The sequence below is a fragment of the Kitasatospora sp. NPDC001119 genome, from assembly GCF_053598475.1.
Genome location: NZ_JBSFKI010000029.1, coordinates 52,447 through 70,528, shown reverse-complemented (window position 1 = coordinate 70,528; position 18,082 = coordinate 52,447). Strand labels below are relative to the sequence as shown.

The 18,082-nt window shown below is 72.7% G+C and carries 19 protein-coding genes and 1 pseudogene; 11 read left to right on the top strand and 9 right to left on the bottom strand.

Going from position 1 to position 18,082, the window contains the following annotated elements; genetic code table 11:
• Positions 1-143: 143 nt before the first annotated feature.
• Both ACWDD9_RS30885 and ACWDD9_RS30880 read right to left on the bottom strand, forming a co-directional pair.
• On the bottom strand, positions 144-671 hold the full coding sequence (locus ACWDD9_RS30885) for a hypothetical protein (RefSeq protein WP_159028323.1): 528 nt from the start codon (positions 669-671) through the stop codon (positions 144-146).
• Positions 672-975: 304 nt separating this feature from the next.
• Positions 976-1,725, bottom strand: coding sequence for an SDR family oxidoreductase (locus tag ACWDD9_RS30880; RefSeq protein WP_074005568.1), 750 nt, complete (start codon positions 1,723-1,725; stop codon positions 976-978).
• A gap of 118 nt (positions 1,726-1,843) precedes the next feature.
• Between ACWDD9_RS30880 and ACWDD9_RS30875 the strand changes: the two genes are divergently transcribed.
• Both ACWDD9_RS30875 and ACWDD9_RS30870 read left to right on the top strand, forming a co-directional pair.
• Positions 1,844-3,229, top strand: coding sequence for an aspartate aminotransferase family protein (locus ACWDD9_RS30875; RefSeq protein ID WP_387826115.1), 1,386 nt, complete (start codon positions 1,844-1,846; stop codon positions 3,227-3,229).
• Positions 3,230-3,392: 163 nt separating this feature from the next.
• Positions 3,393-4,127, top strand: coding sequence for an alpha/beta fold hydrolase (locus ACWDD9_RS30870; RefSeq protein ID WP_449813374.1), 735 nt, complete (start codon positions 3,393-3,395; stop codon positions 4,125-4,127).
• A 60-nt stretch (positions 4,128-4,187) separates the two neighbouring features.
• On the opposite strand, the gene ACWDD9_RS30865 is transcribed toward ACWDD9_RS30870, so the two are convergent.
• Positions 4,188-5,387, bottom strand: coding sequence for a pentapeptide repeat-containing protein (locus ACWDD9_RS30865; protein WP_449813373.1), 1,200 nt, complete (start codon positions 5,385-5,387; stop codon positions 4,188-4,190).
• Positions 5,388-5,603: 216 nt separating this feature from the next.
• On the opposite strand from ACWDD9_RS30865, the gene ACWDD9_RS30860 reads away from it, so the two are divergent.
• Positions 5,604-5,783 (top strand): hypothetical protein, encoded by a 180-nt coding sequence (locus tag ACWDD9_RS30860; protein WP_143204706.1) that lies wholly within the window; start codon positions 5,604-5,606, stop codon positions 5,781-5,783.
• Between the two features lie 12 nt (positions 5,784-5,795).
• On the opposite strand, the gene ACWDD9_RS30855 is transcribed toward ACWDD9_RS30860, so the two are convergent.
• Positions 5,796-7,010, bottom strand: coding sequence for an alpha/beta hydrolase family protein (locus ACWDD9_RS30855; RefSeq protein WP_449813372.1), 1,215 nt, complete (start codon positions 7,008-7,010; stop codon positions 5,796-5,798).
• 105 nt (positions 7,011-7,115) lie between these two features.
• Entirely contained in the window at positions 7,116-8,147 is a 1,032-nt protein-coding gene (locus ACWDD9_RS30850) for a S66 peptidase family protein (protein ID WP_449813371.1), read from the bottom strand.
• A 290-nt stretch (positions 8,148-8,437) separates the two neighbouring features.
• Between ACWDD9_RS30850 and ACWDD9_RS30845 the strand changes: the two genes are divergently transcribed.
• Positions 8,438-9,241, top strand: coding sequence for a S1 family serine peptidase (locus ACWDD9_RS30845; protein ID WP_449813370.1), 804 nt, complete (start codon positions 8,438-8,440; stop codon positions 9,239-9,241).
• Between the two features lie 290 nt (positions 9,242-9,531).
• Here ACWDD9_RS30845 and ACWDD9_RS30840 read toward each other — a convergent pair whose 3' ends face one another.
• Positions 9,532-10,140: a TetR-like C-terminal domain-containing protein gene (locus tag ACWDD9_RS30840; RefSeq protein ID WP_449813369.1), complete on the bottom strand. Its 609-nt coding sequence runs from the start codon at positions 10,138-10,140 to the stop codon at positions 9,532-9,534.
• A gap of 68 nt (positions 10,141-10,208) precedes the next feature.
• Between ACWDD9_RS30840 and ACWDD9_RS30835 the strand changes: the two genes are divergently transcribed.
• Together ACWDD9_RS30835 and ACWDD9_RS30830 are read left to right on the top strand one after the other, a co-directional pair.
• Positions 10,209-11,579, top strand: coding sequence for an alpha/beta hydrolase (locus ACWDD9_RS30835; RefSeq protein WP_449813368.1), 1,371 nt, complete (start codon positions 10,209-10,211; stop codon positions 11,577-11,579).
• Positions 11,580-11,887: 308 nt separating this feature from the next.
• A complete protein-coding gene (locus ACWDD9_RS30830) occupies positions 11,888-12,454 on the top strand; it encodes a LysM peptidoglycan-binding domain-containing protein (protein ID WP_049649385.1) in 567 nt (188 codons plus the stop codon).
• Positions 12,455-12,571: 117 nt separating this feature from the next.
• Here ACWDD9_RS30830 and ACWDD9_RS30825 read toward each other — a convergent pair whose 3' ends face one another.
• Positions 12,572-13,123, bottom strand: coding sequence for a hypothetical protein (locus tag ACWDD9_RS30825; protein ID WP_449813367.1), 552 nt, complete (start codon positions 13,121-13,123; stop codon positions 12,572-12,574).
• A gap of 14 nt (positions 13,124-13,137) precedes the next feature.
• On the bottom strand, positions 13,138-13,566 hold the full coding sequence (locus tag ACWDD9_RS30820) for an ATP-binding protein (RefSeq protein ID WP_449813366.1): 429 nt from the start codon (positions 13,564-13,566) through the stop codon (positions 13,138-13,140).
• A 161-nt stretch (positions 13,567-13,727) separates the two neighbouring features.
• On the opposite strand from ACWDD9_RS30820, the pseudogene ACWDD9_RS30815 reads away from it, so the two are divergent.
• From ACWDD9_RS30815 to ACWDD9_RS30805, 3 genes and pseudogenes are all read left to right on the top strand, one after another.
• Positions 13,728-14,525 (top strand): annotated as a pseudogene (locus ACWDD9_RS30815) (helix-turn-helix domain-containing protein); the annotation flags it as partial.
• Positions 14,526-14,559: 34 nt separating this feature from the next.
• Positions 14,560-14,769, top strand: coding sequence for a DUF397 domain-containing protein (locus ACWDD9_RS30810; RefSeq protein ID WP_449813365.1), 210 nt, complete (start codon positions 14,560-14,562; stop codon positions 14,767-14,769).
• A 20-nt stretch (positions 14,770-14,789) separates the two neighbouring features.
• Entirely contained in the window at positions 14,790-15,050 is a 261-nt protein-coding gene (locus ACWDD9_RS30805; protein WP_449813364.1) for a DUF397 domain-containing protein, read from the top strand.
• Positions 15,051-15,124: 74 nt separating this feature from the next.
• Here ACWDD9_RS30805 and ACWDD9_RS30800 read toward each other — a convergent pair whose 3' ends face one another.
• Positions 15,125-15,718, bottom strand: a complete 594-nt coding sequence (locus tag ACWDD9_RS30800) for a CGNR zinc finger domain-containing protein (protein WP_449813363.1) — start codon at positions 15,716-15,718, stop codon at positions 15,125-15,127.
• Positions 15,719-15,815: 97 nt separating this feature from the next.
• Between ACWDD9_RS30800 and ACWDD9_RS30795 the strand changes: the two genes are divergently transcribed.
• On the top strand, positions 15,816-16,883 hold the full coding sequence (locus tag ACWDD9_RS30795; RefSeq protein WP_449813362.1) for an alcohol dehydrogenase catalytic domain-containing protein: 1,068 nt from the start codon (positions 15,816-15,818) through the stop codon (positions 16,881-16,883).
• Positions 16,884-16,907: 24 nt separating this feature from the next.
• Positions 16,908-17,909, top strand: a complete 1,002-nt coding sequence (locus ACWDD9_RS30790; protein WP_449813361.1) for an alpha/beta hydrolase — start codon at positions 16,908-16,910, stop codon at positions 17,907-17,909.
• The last annotated feature ends 173 nt before the right edge of the window (positions 17,910-18,082 follow it).

The following is an 18,082-nucleotide window of genomic DNA, read 5'->3' as shown; positions in this document are numbered from 1 at the left end:
TGTCCACAGGCTAACCCCAACCTCCGCCCCTGGTCCGGGAACTGCCGAGGAGGGCCGAATGTGATCGTCCGTCACCCGGACAGGGGAATGATCGTGGGCGCGCGCCTGTTTCGGGGCGCACACCCGCTCAGGGGCCCGCGTGGTCAGAACGCCGCCGGGGGCCGGAGGGCGAGGTCGGTGGCGGTGGCCCAGTGCTCGGTCGCGGCGGTGACGATCGCGTAGCCGGGCTGGGAGGGGAGCCGGGAGATCAGGGCGCTGCGGCAGCCGTGGCTGCGGTGGACCTCGACGGGGACGGGGACGCCGTGGAGCCGGACCTCACCGGGGGTGGGCGGGCCGTCCGGCGGGGCGAGGTGGATGCGGGGGTCGAGGCGGTCCGAATTCGCCAGGAAGGTGGAGAGTTGGGACCGCGGGGTGGTGAGGGAGCCCACCCGGTGGCCGGACGGGACGGGGCGCGAGGTCTGGACGACGGCCACGAGTTCGCCGTCCAGGTGGTAGTTGAGGTCGAGGTGGCAGAGGTAGCCGTCGGAGGACAGCCGCCCCAGCAGGAAGCGCCACCCGCGCGGGGCGTCGCGGAGCACGGCGATCTGCTCGCCCCACTCCTCGGCGGTCTCGCGGTGCGTCGGTATGCGGATGCCGTGCGGGCGGGTGTCGCGGAACAAGGGCTCCCCCAACGGGCTGGTGGTGACCGGGCGTCGGCACGATGATCGCGCCGCGAGGGGCACCGCGGGAGGGGGAGACGACTTTTCGGCCGTTCGCCGCGTCGGCGGATTGCTTCGGGCCGGGGTGGGACAGAAGCTTCGGGGCGTCGGCTTCGGCGGCGTCGCGGGGACATCCGGGCAACGGCCCGGTGAACCGCGGTCGACGCCGGTCGAACGGCAGCGGCAACCGGACGGGGGACGGAACATGGGTCAGGGCGGTGTCGCGACGTTCCGTGCGGGGGCGGCGCGGCGCCCGGTCGGCCCAGGAAGACGGGCGCTAGCCGCGGCCCACGTACGGCATGGCGCTGGGCATGACCAGGACGGACTGGATGTTCACCCCGAGCGGCAGTCCGGCCATGGTCCGCACCATGTCGACCACGTGCCGCACGTCCATGGTCGGTTCGACCCGCCGTGAGCCGTCGGCCTGGAGGACGGCCGGCTGGGGGTGGTCGGGCGGGGTCACGTTCCCGATGTCGATCTGGCCGCAGGAGATGTCGTGGCGGCGGCCGTCCAGGGACAGCGAGCGGGTCAGCCCGGCCACCGCGTGCTTGGCGGCGGTGAAGGCGGCGGAGTCCGGGCGGGGCGTCTGTGCGGAAGGCGCGCCGTTGTTGATGATCCGTCCGCCGCGCGGGGTCTGACGCTTCATGATCCGGAAGGCCGCGCGCGAGCAGAGGAAGGTGCCGGTGGCGATGGAGTCCATCACGCGGTGCCAGTCCTCGACGGCCACGTCCTCGGTCGGGGTGTACGGCATGACGTCGGCGGCGTTGTTGAACAGGAGGTCCAGCCGTCCGAACCGTTCCTCGACGAACTCGAACAGGCCGTCCACGGCCACCGGGTCGGTGATGTCGGCGGGGAAGGGGACGGCGCGGTCGCGGTCGGCGGGGGCGGCGAGCCCGGCCGTCTCCGCGAGCGGCTCCTTGCGGCGGCCGACCAGGACCACCGTCCAGCCGTCCGCCAGCAGGCCCAGCGCGCTCGCCCGCCCGATGCCGCGCCCCGCCCCGGTGACGACCGCCGTCCGCTCCGCCATTCCCCACGTCCCCTCTGCTCCGCTCTGCTCTGCTCGCGATGCCGTCCGGCAGGAACCCGTCCCGACGAAGGGCACCCCGAGCGTGCCCGGACAACCCTCGACCAAACAGGAGTCGCACATGAATGGCCGTAACCCGGCGGCGCAGTCGAACGGCCGCAGCCCGGCGCACGTGGATGTCCCCGACCCGGTACCGGGCCGGACCGACGGCAGCCGGCAGTGGTTCGAGCGGGCCAAGGAGTCGCTGGCGGGCGGCGTCAGCTCCTCCGCCCGGCTGACCTCGACCGGCCCGGACCCCTACCCGCTCTACCTGGTGGGCGGTTCGGGCGCGCGGGTCCGGGACGTCGACGGCAACACGTACGTGGACTACCTCGCCGGCTACGGGAGCGCGGTGCTGGGCCACGCCGACCGGCAGCTCGCCGAGGCGCTCGGCGCCGTCCTGGGCGCCGGCACGATGTTCGGCACCTGCAACACGGTGGAGGTCGAACTCGCCGAGCTGATCCGGGAGATGGTGCCCTGCGCGGAACTGGTCCGGTTCGCCAACTCGGGCAGCGAGGCGGTGCAGGGGGCGGTGCGGGCCGCCCGCGGGTACACCGGGCGGTCCAAGGTGCTCAAGTTCGAGGGTCACTACCACGGTTGGTCGGACACCCTGGCCGTCTCCAACCGGCCCGACCCCGCCGAGGCCGGGCCGTACGGCGCGCCGCGCTCCGTGCCCCACTCGGCCGGCATCCCGGCCGGTGTCGTCGGCGACGTCGTGGTCTGCCCGTGGAACGACCCGGGAGCGCTGCGCGCGGTCCTGGACGCCCACCGGGGCGAACTCGCCGCCGTCGTCTGCGAACCGATCGTCGCCAACAACGCCTGCACCATGCCCGCGCCGGGGTACCTGGCGCTGCTGCGGGAGGAGTGCACGGCGCGCGGCATCGTGCTGGTCTTCGACGAGGTCTGCACCGGCTTCCGCACCGGCCCCGGCGGCGCCCAGGCGCTGTTCGGGGTCGTGCCGGACCTCGCCGTCTACGCCAAGGCGCTCGGCGGGGGCCTGCCGATCGCGGCCTTCGCGGGGCGGCGCGAGGTGATGGAGCCGGTGGCCGAGGGACGGGTGAAGCACGGCGGCACGTACAACGCCTCGCCGCTGTCCGCGACGGCCTCGCTGGTGACGCTGCGCAGGCTGAACCGGCCGGACACCGTGAAGCACATCGAGGAGAGCGGCCGACGGATCATGGAGGCCGTCCGGCGGGCCGCCCGGGACCGGGGCGTCCCCTGCGCGGTCCAGGGGGTGGGGGCGATGTTCCAGGTGGTGTTCACCGCCGACGGCGAGCCGACCCGGCACTACCGGGACCTGCTCCGCAGCGACCAGGCCCGCCACCACGCGTTCCGCCACGAGCTGCTCCGCCGGGGGATCCACGTCAACGCGTACGGGATGGCCTGCTGGTTCGTCTCGGCCGCCGTGACGGAGGACGACCTGGACGAGACCTGCGAGGCCGTGGAGGGCGCGTTCCGCACCCTGTGAGCCTGCGCTGTTTGCGCGGGAAGTCGGAGGGGCCGACTTCCCGCGCGCGGCCGGGCGGAGGCGGCGGGTGCACCGGTGACTGTCGGAGGCGGGTCGTACACTCGCGCGCGGCAAGGGAGTTCCGGGATACCGGAGTCGGCCGGCGTACGAGGGGGACTGTTCCATGGCGACGTTCGTGCTGATCCACGGCGCGGCTGCCGATTCCTGGTGCTGGGAGCCGCTGGCGGCCGAGCTCCGGGGGCGGGGCCACGAGGTGGTCGCGCCGGACCTGCCGTGCGAGGACGACACGGCCGGGCTGGCCGAGTACGCGGACGCGGCGGTGGCGGCGGTGTCGTCGTCGGATGCGTCGGCGGTGGCTTCTGAATGGCCGACCAGCGACCGGACGGGCCCGCTCGTGGTCGTCGCGCACTCCTTCGGCGGCTTCACCGGCCCGCTGGTGTGCGCCCGGCTGCCGGTGGACCTGCTGGTCATGCTCCAGGCTCAGGTGCCGGCGCCGGGGGAGACGCCGGGCGCGTGGTGGGAGAACACCGGCTACCCGGAGGCCCGCCGCGAATCCGACCACGGCAGGGGCGTGGCGGAGGGCGCGGAGGAGGACGAGCGCGCCCTCTTCCTGCACGACACCCCGCCCGCCCTGGCCGAGGAACTCCTCACGGAGCACGAGCGACGCCAGTCGGCCACGCCGTTCGGGACACCGTGGCCGCTGGAGGCCTGGCCGCAGGTGCCGACCAGGTTCCTGCTGGCCACCGGCGACCGCTTCTTCCCGCCCGCCTTCCTGCGCCGGCTCGTCCAGGACCGGCTCGGCCTCCGGCCGGACGAGATGCCGGGCGACCACCTCCCGATGCTCGGCCACCCGGAAGAACTGGCCGAGCGCCTGGAGGCCTACCTGGCGGCGCTGTAGCGGGCCCGCACCGCGCGGAAGGTCGGCGGCGCGTGAACGCCGTCAGTCGGGGGCGTTCGGTCAGTCGGGGTTCTGTACGACCTTGATGGACTGCAGCTGGGCCGGCGTCAGTTGGGCCTCGGTGAGGCCGCGCTTGGTGAAGCGCGCGCGGGAGAGGTCGGCGCCGGCGAAGGAACAGCCGCTCAGCACCGCGCCGGTGAGGTCCGCGCTGGCGAGCTTGGCGTGGTCGAAGTGGCAGTTCGTCAGGACGGCCCACTTGAAGCTGGTCTCGCTCAGGTCGGCGTGGCGGAAGTCGGCGCCCGAGGCCTTGCATCCCCGCAGCCTGGCCTGGGGGGCCGAGGCGCCCACCAGCTCCGTTCCCGTGAGGACGGCGCCGGACAGGTTCGCGTCCGGGATCCTGGTGTCCACCATGGTCGTGCCGGAGAGATCGCACCGGGTGAGGTCGGCCGAGGTGAGATCGGCGGAGTCCAGGTCGACACCGGTGAGGGTCGCCTCCACGAGTCGGGCGTCTCCCAGCTGCGCGTACTCCAGGGAACTGCCCGACAACAGGCTCGAACTCAGGTTGGCCCGCCACAACCGGGCCCCGTCCCAGACCAGGTTCCGGAGATCGAGCCGCGAAAGGTTGAAGTGGCCGCCGGAATACCGCTCGGGCAGACGGCCCAGGATCAGCACCGCCACCTGGACGTCCTCGGCCGGATCCGGCTCCGGGCTGGTGGAACCCCCGAGTGGGCGGGCCTCCCGGAGGAAGTCGCGCAGCATCGACGGCCAGGACGGCTCGGTGGCCTCCTGGTCCTGCGGCGGGGTGCGCCAGGCGAGCCGTTCCAGGCGGTAGAGGGCGGCGATGCGGCGCTCCGGGTCGGTGGACCGGAGCTCCTCCCGTAGCGCCGCATCCGTGGTGCCCGCCTTGGGGGGTGGCGCCGGCACGTCCCGGTCCGCGTCGTCGGCGGCCAGCCAGAGCCGGTGGAAGCGTTCGACCTCGTCCTCCGGGTCCGGCTTCTGCCGCCCGACGGCGGTGCCGGCCAGGTACCGGACCATGGACTCCACCCGCGCCCAGGCGGGTACGGCCACGCCGTGCAGCAGTTGGCTCGCGGTGTCGTGGCTCACCGTCGTCGGCAGCTCGTCGCGCTGCTTGATGCCGAGGGAGATCTCGCGGAGGCTGGGTTTGCCCGCGCCCCGGTACAGCCCGTGCAGGGCTTCGACCAGGTCCCTGCGTGGCCCGGGCGGGAGTTTCTCACTGGTCGGAACGACGATTCCCGCCAAGGCCGCGCTACCCCTCGATGGACTGTCAGATTTTGTCCGTAACTGTCGGTCCATCATGAAGTGGCGGGGCGGTTCTGTCAGTTGAACGCGGGTTCCTGGCGGCAGGCCTCCGGTTTCATCCGGTCTCATCGACCGGGCGCGGTGCTGCCTCCGTCCGCCGCCAGGGTTGATCCAGGCCGTGAGGGGCGGCCGTCCCGAGGGATGAGGAGGAGCGCGATGTTCGAGCACGGTCGGCCCGGTGGGGTGGGACGGAGTGGCGAGGTGGCCGGACGGCGCCGTCGGTGGCGGGTCGTCCGGCGCACCGTCGCCCTGTACTTCGTCCGGGGCATGGCCACGGCGGCGGGCGGTGCCACCGTGACCGGCCTGCTCGCCTGGCTGGTCGCCCAGCGGGGCTAGTCCGGCGCCGCACTAGCGCTGGAAGACCACTTCCGGATTGTCCGGCGAGGGGCCGTCCAGCAGCGGACCGTCGATCCCCTTCAGCGTCCGGTCGAAGAACGCCGTCACGTACTCGCGGGTGATCTCCAGCCCGCGTGCCGGGGAGAGGGGCGGCGCCGGGAACCCGGCCTGCTCGTGCAGCAGGTCCAGGTCGCTGAAGCTGAAGTGGTCGGCGCCGGTGACCGTCAGCCACTTCTTGTAGCCGCCGAGGGCGTCCCAGGCCTGCCCCCAGGTGGTGTCGCCGCCACCGGCCGGGTGGTTGTCGGGCGAACCCAGCATGAGGAACGGCCGGTTGATCTGGCCGGGCGTCGGGACCGGCTTGAAGGCGCCGTCCATGTTCACGCCGGCCCGTACGCGCGGGTCGGCGACCATCGTGGCGGAGGCCGCCGCTCCGCCGATGGAGTGTCCGGCCATGCCGATCTCGTGCTTGTCGATGAGGTGTGCCAGGCGCCACGCGGTATTGCCGTGCGTCAACTGGTCGATCAGGAAGGACACGTCCCGCGCGCGGTTGGCGGGGATGGAGTCGATCCGCGACGGGTCGCCGCAGATCGCGCACGGCGTCGTCTGGCCGTTCGCCAGCGTCTCGCCGCTGTCCTCGTAGGTGTCGCCGACGAGCGCGACGACGTAGCCGTGACTGGCCAGGTCGGTCGCGAGCGCGGTGAGCGTGACGCGCGGGTCCTCGTACGCGGGTGAGAGGACCACCAGCGGATACTTGCCGGGCTGCGGCCGCGCGCCGTCGAAGGCGTGCGTGGTGACGCCGGCGATGGTCTGTGGGGTGACGCCGGAGCTCGCCGGCAGGTTCTGCCGCTGGACGATTCCGGTTGCTTCGCCGAGGGACATGTAGGGGGCCGGGGTCCCCGTCCCGGGGACGGCCGGGTAGACCATGGTGACGGCCAGTTGGCGGGGGCCGGATGACGGCACCCACGGGTCGAGGCGGCTCGTGTCGGTGAGGTGGATGACGTCCTCGCCGGCGGCGTAGGGGCCGGTCGGCGCGGGGAGCGCGCCCTGGAAGGTCCGCGCGGGCGCGGCGGCCGCGGCCGGTGCGGTGTCGAACGCGCGCGTGGCCACCGGTGCGGCCACCGGTGCGGCCGACGGTGCGGCCGTGGCGGCGAACCCGGCGCCGGTTCCGGTGGCGAGGGCGGCGAGCGTCAGCACCGCGACTGCGCTGATACGGCGATTGCGTTTCATGGGACAGACGCTAGGGTCCCGAGGCTCCGTGTCGGATCAACCCGTCGAGGTAACCGTCCTGTTGTCGTTCGTAGCCCCCACGGGGTACCGGGTCATACGCCGGGGCTACGTCGTGCGGCGCGGGGCTCCCTTGGTCGGCTCGTGGGGCCCCACCGCCGGTTCGAGCAGAGCGAGCGTCCGCTGCCGCGCGTCGAGGCCGACGCGGATGCCGACCGGCATCGGCAGGTTGGGGCCGGCGTGCCCGAAGTCGACGTTGCCCAGGACCGGGATGTCACGGTCCCCGAGGACGTCGAGGACGATCTCGCGCAGGGTCGGGGACGCGCCGGGTTCGAGGCCGTCGATCTCGCGCGGGACGCCCACGACCATGCCGGCGATCCGGTCGAGGATGCCGCTGTGCCGCATCACGTGCAGGTAGCTCCACACGTACGAGGCCAGGCCGCCCATCTCCTCCCAGAACAGCACCGCACCGTCGAACCGTTCGAGCGGCAGCGCGAAGGGCGTCGCCTGCGCCAGCACGATCCGGTTGATCAACCCGCCGATCAGCGGCCCTTCGACACGGCCGGGACGCCAGCACTCCCATGACGGGCTCGCGGGCAGTGCGCCGATCGCCTCGGTGCCGGTCAGCAACCTGGCGTAGAGCGCCTCGAGTTCTGCCTGGCGCGCCGCGGGCGCGGACCGCCAGTGTCCGCCGAAGCCGGGGACGGCCATGTCGGCGTGGAACCCGACCAGGCCCGTGCGCGCGTGGAGCACCAGGTGCAGCAGCGAGATGTCGCTGTAGCCGAGGATCGGTTTGGGGTCGGCCCTGATCGCCTCGACGTCGATCAGGTCGAGGTAGCCGAGCGCCGTCTGGCCGCCGTCACTGGCGACGATCGCGCGCACCTCGGGATCGCGCAGGAGGGCGTTGAGCTCCCCGGCGATCTCCGCCGGGGTGGCGGCGCTCCACCAGTGGCGGCGGCCCGCTTCGAGGAGCGGAGCGCGACGCACCCGGAATCCCATCCGCTCCAGCACGGCCACCGTCCGCTCGACGTTGGGCTCGTACGCGGGCGGCAGCGGACCGGACAGCGCGGCGATGACGACGAGGTCTCCGGGCCCCAGGGCACGCGGTCGAAGCAGTCGAGGCGGTGCGGAACCAGTCATGGCGCCAGTGTCGCCGCCGCCGTCGGCGGGGTCACCCGACTTTCGCCGGAAGGGTTCTGCCACCGCACCCCCGGCGTTCGGACGGGCGTCGCGGCACACCCGACCGGCCCGTCCGGCACCGAGGGGAGGACGTTCGTGGGTGGCCAGAGCCTCACCGGGCCGTCGGAGCGGCCGAGTTCGGCCCGGTACCCGGTCGGCCCACCCCGGGGTGCCGTCCGGAGGACGGGTGGAGAGAGTGGGGCCAGGTGTTCGCGGTCGCCTCGGGACCGCCAGGTCACGAGAGGGTGAGCATGGGCAGCACGCTCAGGGCAAGGTGCGCGAGGTTCACTGTAGTTGTGGGGGCCGCCGCGTTGGCCGTGGCCGTGCAGGCGGGTCCTGCGGCCGCGATCGAGGGTGGCGCGTCTGCCCAGCTGGACGAGTTTCCTTGGATGGCACTGCTTAACTACACGACCTCCTCGGGCAACTCGTTCCGCTGCGGTGGCTCGCTCATCGGGAACAGGTACGTCGTGACCGCAAGCCATTGCCTGCGGAACGCCCAAGGCTCCACCGTCAGGCTCGGTTCGACCCGGCTGGACTCGGGCGGGACGACGGTGGGTGTCAGCCGCGTGGTCACGTATCCCGGATTCGACCCCTCGACGATGGACAACGACATCGCTGTCCTCCAGCTGGCCACGCCCGTTCCCGCCGGGGTGGCGGCGCCGGTCGCGCTGCCATCCCAGGGCAGCGATCCTGCGGCCGGTACCACTGCGGAGCTCTCGGGCTGGGGTGCGACGAGCCCGCTGTCCGCCGCTCCGTCGCCGGACCTGCTGCACTCGGCGGTGGCTGTGGAGAGCCGAACCCTGTGCCAGTCCGAGAACGCCGGGCACCCGGTCGGCCTGGACCAGCTCTGTGCCGAGCGGCCGGGTGAGAGCGCCTGCGAGGGAGACGGCGGCGACCCGCTCGTGGCCGGTGGCGTCCTCCTCGGCATCCAGTCCTTCCACCGTGACGCCTTCCTGCTCGATCCTGGGCACTGTCGGGCCGCCACCAGCCCGGACGTCTACACCAACGTCGGCCAGTACACGGACTGGATCAACAGCGTGGTCTCCGCCGGGTAGGTCGGGCTGCGGGTTCGAGAGGGCGTCCGCCGCGACGGACGCCCTTCTCGGTGTTGGCGTTGGTGCCGCGTCGGCGAGGGCCGGCGAAGGCGATCCCCAGGAGCCGACGCAGGAAGTCGGCGGGGCCGACTTCCTGTGCGCGAGGGAGTGGCGGGGGCGGAGCAGGCGGGCTGTCGCATTGCGGCGCTCTAGAACGAGGACTCCTGGAAGGACTCCCGCTCCCGGCGTCCACCGCCCGCGCGCGCGAGAAGTCGGCCGGTCCGACTTCTCGCGTGCGCGGGGCTGGCCCGTCAGGGCGTGGGTTCGGCTTCGCGGAACACCGCGGGGGTCGTCCAGCCGCGCAGTGCGGCGTGGATCGTCGACTTGAACGCGGCCCGCGCGGTGGGGGCGTCGAGGGCCCCGGCGAGTTCGAGGGTGACGAGCCCGTGCAGGGTCACCCAGAGCGAGAGGGCGATCGAGGGTGCCGGGCCGTCGAGGACGGACTCCGCGACGGCCCGGTCGATCGCGGCGGTGAGCGGTCGGACGGGGTCGCTGGTGCCGATCGTGTCCGACGGCTCGAAGGACTGCACCCCGCCGAACAGCACCGTGTACAGGTGGCGGTGTTCGAGCCCCCAGTGCCGGTAGGCCGTGGCGAGGGCGTAGATGTCGGCGAGGGGGTCCGCGGAGGTGGGTACGTCCGCGACGGCGCGGAACAGGCCGGCGACGGCCTGGTCGCGGACGGCCGCGATCAGTCCGTCCTTGCCGCCGAAGAGGGAGTACACCGCCGTCGTCGAGGTCCCGGCGGCCGCGGCGACGGCCCGGACCGTGACGGTCTCCTGCGGGCGGGTGGCGAGCCACTCGGTCGCGCACGCCACGAGGCGCTCTCCGACGGTCTCGTCGTTCGTCTTCGGCCTTCCCATGACGGGGAGCCTACCGCCTTTGATAACGTCGTTTTGAAACAGCGTTACGAAACAAGGAGGGCTCCACCTTGTCCACGTTCGCCCTGCCCGCGCCCCTCTTACGCCGCGCCGCCCGCTCGCTGTCGGCCCTGGCCGCCGTCCTGGCGTCGGTCCTCGCCTTCCTCGCCCTGGTCGTCCTCACGGACGGCGCGGGCTCGGGGCTCGCCGCCTGGCTGCCGGTCCTCGCGGCCGGGACCGCCCTCGCACTGTGGCGGAGCCGGAGCCGGAGCCGGAGCCGGGACCGGAGCCGGAGCCGCACCCGGGCGGCCCGGCTCGTGCCGTTCCTGCCGGTGGTCGCCGCGGCGGCGCTGACGGCGCCGGTCTGCGTCCCGACCGTGCCCACGGCCCGGCAGTACCCGCCGGACCTGCCGTTCGTGGCCACGGAGCACTGGAGCCTGGACACCGGCAGCAGCGTCGCGGTGTACCACTACCCGCCCGCCGGGCCCGGCCCCCGGCACCCCGTCCCGCTCGTGTACCTCAACGGCGGTCCGGTGCGCGGCATTTCGCTGCTCGACCACCGGTTCCTGCAACTCCTGGCGGGGCAGGGCTACGACGTCTACGCCTACGAGCAGCCCGGCGGCGGACGCAGCGGCCTGCTCCCCATGGACCAGTACACGGCCGACCGGTCGGTCCGCGACCTCGGCGCCTTCGTCGACCGCCTGGGCGCGGGCGCGGTCGACGTCCTCGGGTTCTCGTCGGGCGCGGTCGTGCTCACCCGGGCCCTGGCCGATCCCGGAACCGCCGCGCGCGTGCACCGGGCGGTCATCGCCGAACCCGGCCCGATGGACGGCCCCACCGCACGGACCGCCGGGCACCAGGGCCGCGAATCCGCGCGCGGCCTCGCCCCGGACCCGACCGGGCCGCGGTCGACGCACGTCCCCCGCTACGCGGTGGCGTTCGGCCTCCTGCGGCTCGGACTCCTCAGCCCCGGCACCGGGTTGATCGGACAGGCCGAGGGCGACAACGCCTTCACCGCCGCCGACCTGGGCGGCGACACCGCATCCGCCTACTGCGCGCGCGACGCGCACCGCATCCCCGCCGAGGACAGCGCGCGGAACTTCTCCTTCAGCCCCGCCGCCAGCCTCCGCGCCCAGCGGACGGTCCGGGACTCGGCCTCCATCGCACCGCAGTTGGGGCGGTCCCGGACCCCCGCGATGCTGATGATCGCCGAGTGCTCCTCGCAGGTCCGCCAATGGGCGACCGCCGTCCTCGCCGCCGACCCCGCGATCCAGCGCACCCAGTTCATGCCGGGGGTCGGGCACCACATGTGGAACGGCCTCGACGGCAACAACGACCGGGCCGCGGCCGTGATCGGCGCGTTCCTCCAGGATCAGCCGGCGCCCCTGCCGAACTCCCCGACCCGCGAGGGGATTCCGGCCTTCCTGCGCGACCACGAGTGAAGGCCCGGCAGCCGCGTACGGGGTGGACCGCCGGCGGCCGTGCTGGGAGAGACCGTGCTGCACGAGAAGTCGGCGGGGCCGACTTCTCGTGCGGGGCGGGGTGATCGGGGGGGCAGTCGCGGGCGGCCGCCGGGGCGCGGCCGCCGTGCCGGGGATGTCACCCGATGCGGTGAATTGTGTGCAAACCCCGATGGCACCTAGAGTCCAAGGACTGGTGTTCGTGCGCCGGCGGCGGTGAGGCTGCCTCTCTCTGACGTGCCGCTAGCCCGGCTCGACGACGCCAAGTCCCTTATCCGAAAGGAATATCCATGAGTGACACTCTGTACGCTGGCAATGAACTCGGTCTCGGCCAGTCCCTGACCGGCGGTGCCTACACGCTGACCCTCCAGGGGGACGGAAACCTGGTGCTCTCCGAGCCGGGCGCCGTCGTGTGGGCGACCGAGACCCAGAACCAGGGCGTCGAGCGGGCCGTGCTCCAGGAGGACGGCAACTTCGTGCTCTACAAGGGCGACGGTGCGGCCTGGTCCACCGGGACCGACGGCCAGGACGTCGACCGCCTGGTCGTGCAGGCCGACCGCAACGTGGTGCTGTACGCCCGGGACGGCGGGGCGCGGTGGGCGACGGACACCAACACCGATTTCCCCCTCGCCGCCGAGGCCCCGGTCTCGGCCCCGGCTCCGGTCGCGGAGCCGGAGCCGGTCCCGACCCCGGAGCCCGTCGCGGTGCAGACCTACACCGTCGAGCCCGGGGACTCCCTGTGGGCCGTGGCCGAGCGCTTCTACGGTGACGGCAGCCGCTACCTGGAGATCGCGCAGGCCAACGGCATCGACGACCCGGACCTGGTGAACGTCGGTCAGGTGCTGACGATTCCGTAATCGTGCGGTCCGGGCGCCCGCGTCCGGGCACCTCGCCCTGATCACCGGATCGTCGATCCGGTGTGCCGGTGACCGGCTCGTGGGAAGTCGGCCCCGCCGACTTCCCACGCAGGGCGTTCAGGTGCGGGCGGCCTGGGTGCGGCAGTGGGAGAGGGCGTACTTGATGCGGCTGTCGGGGCCGGGGGCAGCGGTGAGGAGTTCGCCGGCGGTGACGAGCGTGGCCCAGTACAGGGCGGGGTCGCCGGTGCGGGGCATGGGGTGGGCGGCGGCCAGGGAGAGGTAGGCCGTGGTGAGGTTGCCGGTGGTGAACCAGCGCTGGAGGCCGTGCCGGTGGCCGGGGCGGAGGCTCCCGTGGGCGTCGATGGCGGCCAGGAAGTGTTCGACGACGGCGAGTTCGGTGTCGGTGAGCGACTTGGGGACGTCGAAGACGCCGAGGGCTTCGAGGAGTTCACCGGTGTCGTTCTCGGAGTCCGGGCGGGGGTTCGAGAGCAGGGCGTCGTAGCACTCGGCCAGGCGGCGGCTGGTCTCGGCGAGGGGGATGTCGAGGGCGAGGCAGACGGCGCGCGCGACGGGCAGGGACGGGTGGCCCAGGCGGGCGATCAGGGCGAAGGCCGCGGCCGGGGTGGCGCCACGGGAGAGGGCGTGCCGGGCCAGGGTCGTGAGGTGCATGGGGGTTCGGGCTTTCAGGCGAGGGCGGGGGCGGGCGCGGGGGCGACGAGGACCCAGACGAACTTGCCGATGCCGTCGGGACGGGAGGTGCAGCCCCAGCGCTCGGCGAGCTTGTTGACGAGGAACAGGCCGCGCCCGTGCTCGTCGCAGGCGGTGGGGGTGTGGAGGGACGGCAGGCCGCTGCCGGCGTCGTGGACCTCCAGCCGCAGGCGGGAGTTGATCAGGGCGATGCGGATCTCGATGTGGCGGTCGTCCGGCGCGTCGGAATGCTGGACGGCGTTGGCGAACAGTTCGCCGAGGAGCAGCTCGGCGGTGTCCGCGTAGCGGTCGCCGGAGGGCAGCCCGGAGAGGTAGGCGCGGAGCAGGTAGCGCGCCAGGGGCGTGGACTCGGCGCGGGAGTCGAGGTGCGCGACGAACGCGCGGGGCCTGCGGGACGAGAGCATGGGGGAGCACCTCACGGGGGCGGAGGGGGGCGTGCGACAGGAGCGCACGGTTCACGCTGCGCATGCAGATGACTGCGTTCCGGTAACAATGATCGGCCTGTGGGGATACCGTGGTCCCCAATTCCGCGTGTTGGGCACGCGAAGCACAGCTGGGGGCAGTCATGGCACAGAGGAAGACCGGGCACGGACCGACGGCGAGCTCCGCCATCATGTTCGGCGAAGAGATCCGCCACGCGCGCGCGGCGATGGGCTACCGCCAGGAGGACCTGGGCAGGAAGATGCACCTCGACCGCACGGTGATCTCGCGGATGGAGGGCGGACGGCGGAAGCCGTCGCTCGAGGAGCTGGCGCAGCTCGGGCAACTGCTGAACGCCACCGAACTGCTCACGCGGCTGTACGGCTGGGTGGACTGGACTGCCGCGATCGAGCACCCGGACTGGTTCCAGGAGTATGTGGACCAGGAAGGCATCGCAGTCGGGCTGCGTGCGTACCAGGAGGGCGTGATGCACGGCCTGTTGCAGTGTCGGCAGTACGCGCGGGCGGTCTTCGAAACTGGTGACGCGGCCGGAAAGCCTGAGGAGATCGAGGAGCTGACCAATGCGCGACTCGATCGGCAGAGTCGCTTCCTTGTGCCCGACGGGCCGTTGCTGCTCGTCATTCTTGCTGAGAGTGCCATCCGTACGGCCATCGGCGGTCCGAGTGTGATGCGGGCTCAGATGGAACACCTGTTGAGAGTGGCCCAGCTCCCGAATGTCGTCCTCCACGTGGCGCCGTTCTCGAATCGGCGGACTCTCCTCAATGCGTCCATGGTGTTGCTGGATCTGCCGGATGGGCAGCGCTTCGTGTACTCGGAGAGCCTCGAACGAGGGCACCTGAGCGATGCTCCCGCCAGTGTGGTCAGGTACCAGCGCCACTATGATCTGCTGCGTGGCGAATGCCTGTCAGAGAGTGACTCGCTTCGGCGGTTCGCCGAGGTGCTGGAGGGTTTCAAGGATGAAGAGCAACGAGCTCGCCGCAGCCGACTGGCGGAAGAGCAGCTACAGCGGCAACAACGGCGGCAACTGCATCGAGGTAGCCCCCGGATTCCCCGGCCTCGTTCCGGTGCGTGACTCCAAGGACCCGGAGGGCCCGGCCCTCGTTTTCCCGGCCTCCGCCTGGGAAGCCTTCGTTGCGGCCGTCCGTGAGGGCGACTTCCCGGCGTAGAACTCCCCAAGGAGCTGGCTGTGTTGACCTGGCGGAAGAGCAGCTACAGCGGCAACGACGGCGGTGCCTGCGTCGAGGTGGCGCTGCCGGTCTGGCAGAAGAGCAGCTACAGCGGCGACGACGGCGGCGACTGCATCGAGGTGGCCCTCGGCTTCTTGCCCGGCGCCGTCCCGGTGCGTGACTCCAAGGACCCCCAGGGCCCGGCCCTCCTCTTCCCCGACTCCTCCTGGAACGCCTTCGTCGCGGCGGTGCGGGCCGGCGAGTTGCCGATCGAGGGCTGAGTCACCCCTCCACATCCCTCCCTCGGGGCGGGGCGCCAACCGGCGCCCCGCCCCGAGGCGTTCTCCGCCCCTGACTACTTCGCCTTCGCCCGGTAGGCGCGCTTCTTCGCGAGTGCGCCGCAGGTCTTCATCGAGCACCAGCGCCGCGCGCCCGCCCTCGATGTGTCCACGAACGGCGTTCCGCAGTCGGGGTTTCCGCAGATGCGCACGCGCGTCCGCTGCTCCTCGGACGCGCAGAGCGCGATCAGGTCCCGCGCGACCATCGACAGCACGGCCGCGATCCCGTCCCCGTCCCACCGCACGGACGCCGCGTCCGCCGAGAGCACGGGCACCGAAGTCACTTCTGCTGCCGCCCTGTTGACCACCGCGACGTCCTCGGGCGCGGGCGGCGCCCCCTCCGCCAGCGCGACGCCCGTCCGCTGGATCGCCTCGCGCAGCCGCCTCGCTCCCTCCAGCTCTGCCTCGTCGCACCTCGGCGCCACCGTCGTGCAGCCGCTCTCCACGCTCCACCGGCTCAGGTCCTCCGGTTCGGCGAGCCGCTCGACGTGCAGCTCCTTGCCGCGATCGGCGAGCGTGCCGGCGAAGGCGAAGCACAGCCGTGCGTCGTCGAACCGGAAGTCGGTCTTGGCGCGCTGGCGCCCTTCTCGTCGGCCGTCTTCGTCACTCATGTCCACCACTCTAAGCGGTTGACACGCATCGAAGCGGGCGCATAGCTTCAAGGTCCACCACTTGAACCGGTGGACTTTCCCCGAGGAGGTCGCGTCCATGCGCGCCGCAGTCATCGAAGAACTCCACCAGCCCCTCGTCATCCGTGACGTGCCCGACCCCGTCTGCCCGCCCGACGGCGCCATCGTGCGGGTCGGCGCCAACGGGATCTGCCGCACCGACTGGGCCCTGTGGGCCGGGGACTTCTGGACGGGAGGGCCGCAGGTCAAGCCCCCGTTCGTCCTCGGCCACGAGTTCGCCGGCACCGTCGTGGAGGTCGGCCGGGACGTTCGGGACTGGCAGGACGGCGACCGGGTCATCTTCCCGATGAACCCCGGCGAGGGCTCCTGCGAGATGTGCCGCAGCGGCAACCAGCACGTGTGCGAGCACGTGGACTCGCTCGTCCCCGGCGTCTCCTACTGGGGCGCCTTCGCCGAGTACGTCATGGTCCGCTTCGCCGACGTCAACCTCGTCCGGGTGCCGGAGACCGTCGGATTCGTCGATGTCGCCGCCCTCGCCTGCCGCTACATGACCGCCTTCCACGGCGTCGTCGACCAGGCCCGCGTGCGCGGCGGGGAGTGGGTCGCCGTGTACGGGGCCGGCGGCGGCATGGGCCTGTCCACGGTGGAGATCGCGGCCGCCACCGGCGCCAACGTCATCGCCGTCGACATCTCCGAGGAGAAGCTGGAGGCCGCCCGCGCCCTGGGCGCCGTCCACACCGTCAACGCCGCCACCGACGACCCGGCCGAGGCGGTCAGGACCCTCACCCGGGGCGGCGCCCACGTGTCCGTCGACGCCGTCGGCATCGCCGAGGCCTGCCGCAACTCCGTCCTCTCCCTGCGCACGCGCGGCCGCCACCTCCAACTCGGGCACACCACCGGTGCGGAGAAGGGCGACGTCGGGCTACCGATCGACGTGATGATGGTCAAGGAACTGGAGTTCCTGGGCGCCTTCGGCATGCAGGGCCAGCGCTTCGGCACCATGCTCACCATGATCGAGGCCGGCCGCCTCAACCCCGGCCAGATCGTCACCCGCACCGTCGGCCTCCACGAGGCGAGTGGCGTGCTGGAGTCCCTGGAGACGTACGGGCCGACCGGCGTCGTCGTCATCGACGAGTTCCGGGCCTGAGCACCGGTGGAAGGAAGCACGACCATGCCCGTTCCCCGCCTGCTGGTCGACCCGGAACTGCGCCGGGCCCTCGACGCCGTCCCGATGACCCCCAACGGCGCGTTCGACCTGACCGACATCCCCGCGACCCGCGAGACCCTCCGCGCCTTCGCCGCGGCCGTCGCCGACTCCACCTCCGACGACCCGTCGGTCACCGTGACCGAACACCGCGCGACCCGGGCCGACGGCCCGGACGTGCCGATCCGCCTGCTGCGGCCCACCACCGCCGGGCCCGGCCCGCTGCCGGTCCTGCTCTGGTTCCACGGCGGCGGGCAGGTGCTCGGCTTCGCCGCCCAGGACGACCCCTGGCTCAAGCGGCTCAGCACACGGCTCGGCTGCGCCGTCGCCGCCGTCGACTACCGGCTCGCCCCGGAGACCCCCGCCCCCGGCGCCGCCGAGGACGGGCACACCGCCCACCGGTGGCTCCTCCACGAGGCGGGGGTGCTCGGCCTGGACGCCACCCGGATCGGCATCGGCGGCCAGAGCGGCGGCGGGGGAGTCGCGGCGGCCACCGCCCTGCTGGTCCGCGACCACGGCGGCCCCACGCCGCTGTTCCAGGCGCTGATGTACCCCATGCTCGACGACCGGAACCGGACCGCGTCCAGCCACGAGATCACCGACCTCGGCATCTGGGACCGCGCCACCAACCTCCTCGCCTGGCGGGCGATCCTGGGCGACCGCGCCGGAACCGACCAGGTCAGCCCGTACGCCGCCCCCGCCCGCGCGGAGGACCTCGGCGGCCTGCCGCCCACCTTCGTCGCCGTCGGCGAACTCGACTCCTTCCGCGACGAGGACCTCGACTACGCCATGCGCCTGCGCGCCCACGGCGTCCCCGTCGAACTCCACCTCTACCCCGGCGCGTACCACGCCTTCGACCTGTTCGCCCCCGAGTCACAGCTCGCCGAGAGTTTCGAGCAGGCCTGGCTCGGCTACCTCGCCCGCCACTTCCGTACCCCCGCGCCCCAACACCCCCGGCCCCCGGCGTAGACCCGGTCTCCCGCCGTCTGCCCGGAGGTGGTCGGAGGTACCCCTCCGGATGGTCTATACCCGCATCGTCAGCCTCCACGAGGCGGGCGACGTGCTGGAGTCCCTGGAGACGTACGGTCCGACCGGTGCCGTCGTCATCGACGAGTTCCAGGCCTGAGCGGCCGCGGACGGAG

Coding starts and splice junctions, on each gene's coding strand:
- ACWDD9_RS30880 (WP_074005568.1), bottom strand. CDS start 1,725: ATGGCGGAGCGGACGGCGGTCGTCACCGGGGCGGGGCGCGGCATCGGG.
- ACWDD9_RS30875 (WP_387826115.1), top strand. CDS start 1,844: ATGAATGGCCGTAACCCGGCGGCGCAGTCGAACGGCCGCAGCCCGGCG.
- ACWDD9_RS30870 (WP_449813374.1), top strand. CDS start 3,393: ATGGCGACGTTCGTGCTGATCCACGGCGCGGCTGCCGATTCCTGGTGC.
- ACWDD9_RS30860 (WP_143204706.1), top strand. CDS start 5,604: ATGTTCGAGCACGGTCGGCCCGGTGGGGTGGGACGGAGTGGCGAGGTG.
- ACWDD9_RS30855 (WP_449813372.1), bottom strand. CDS start 7,010: ATGAAACGCAATCGCCGTATCAGCGCAGTCGCGGTGCTGACGCTCGCC.
- ACWDD9_RS30850 (WP_449813371.1), bottom strand. CDS start 8,147: ATGACTGGTTCCGCACCGCCTCGACTGCTTCGACCGCGTGCCCTGGGG.
- ACWDD9_RS30845 (WP_449813370.1), top strand. CDS start 8,438: ATGGGCAGCACGCTCAGGGCAAGGTGCGCGAGGTTCACTGTAGTTGTG.
- ACWDD9_RS30840 (WP_449813369.1), bottom strand. CDS start 10,140: ATGGGAAGGCCGAAGACGAACGACGAGACCGTCGGAGAGCGCCTCGTG.
- ACWDD9_RS30830 (WP_049649385.1), top strand. CDS start 11,888: ATGAGTGACACTCTGTACGCTGGCAATGAACTCGGTCTCGGCCAGTCC.
- ACWDD9_RS30825 (WP_449813367.1), bottom strand. CDS start 13,123: ATGCACCTCACGACCCTGGCCCGGCACGCCCTCTCCCGTGGCGCCACC.
- ACWDD9_RS30820 (WP_449813366.1), bottom strand. CDS start 13,566: ATGCTCTCGTCCCGCAGGCCCCGCGCGTTCGTCGCGCACCTCGACTCC.
- ACWDD9_RS30810 (WP_449813365.1), top strand. CDS start 14,560: ATGAAGAGCAACGAGCTCGCCGCAGCCGACTGGCGGAAGAGCAGCTAC.
- ACWDD9_RS30800 (WP_449813363.1), bottom strand. CDS start 15,718: ATGAGTGACGAAGACGGCCGACGAGAAGGGCGCCAGCGCGCCAAGACC.
- ACWDD9_RS30795 (WP_449813362.1), top strand. CDS start 15,816: ATGCGCGCCGCAGTCATCGAAGAACTCCACCAGCCCCTCGTCATCCGT.
- ACWDD9_RS30790 (WP_449813361.1), top strand. CDS start 16,908: ATGCCCGTTCCCCGCCTGCTGGTCGACCCGGAACTGCGCCGGGCCCTC.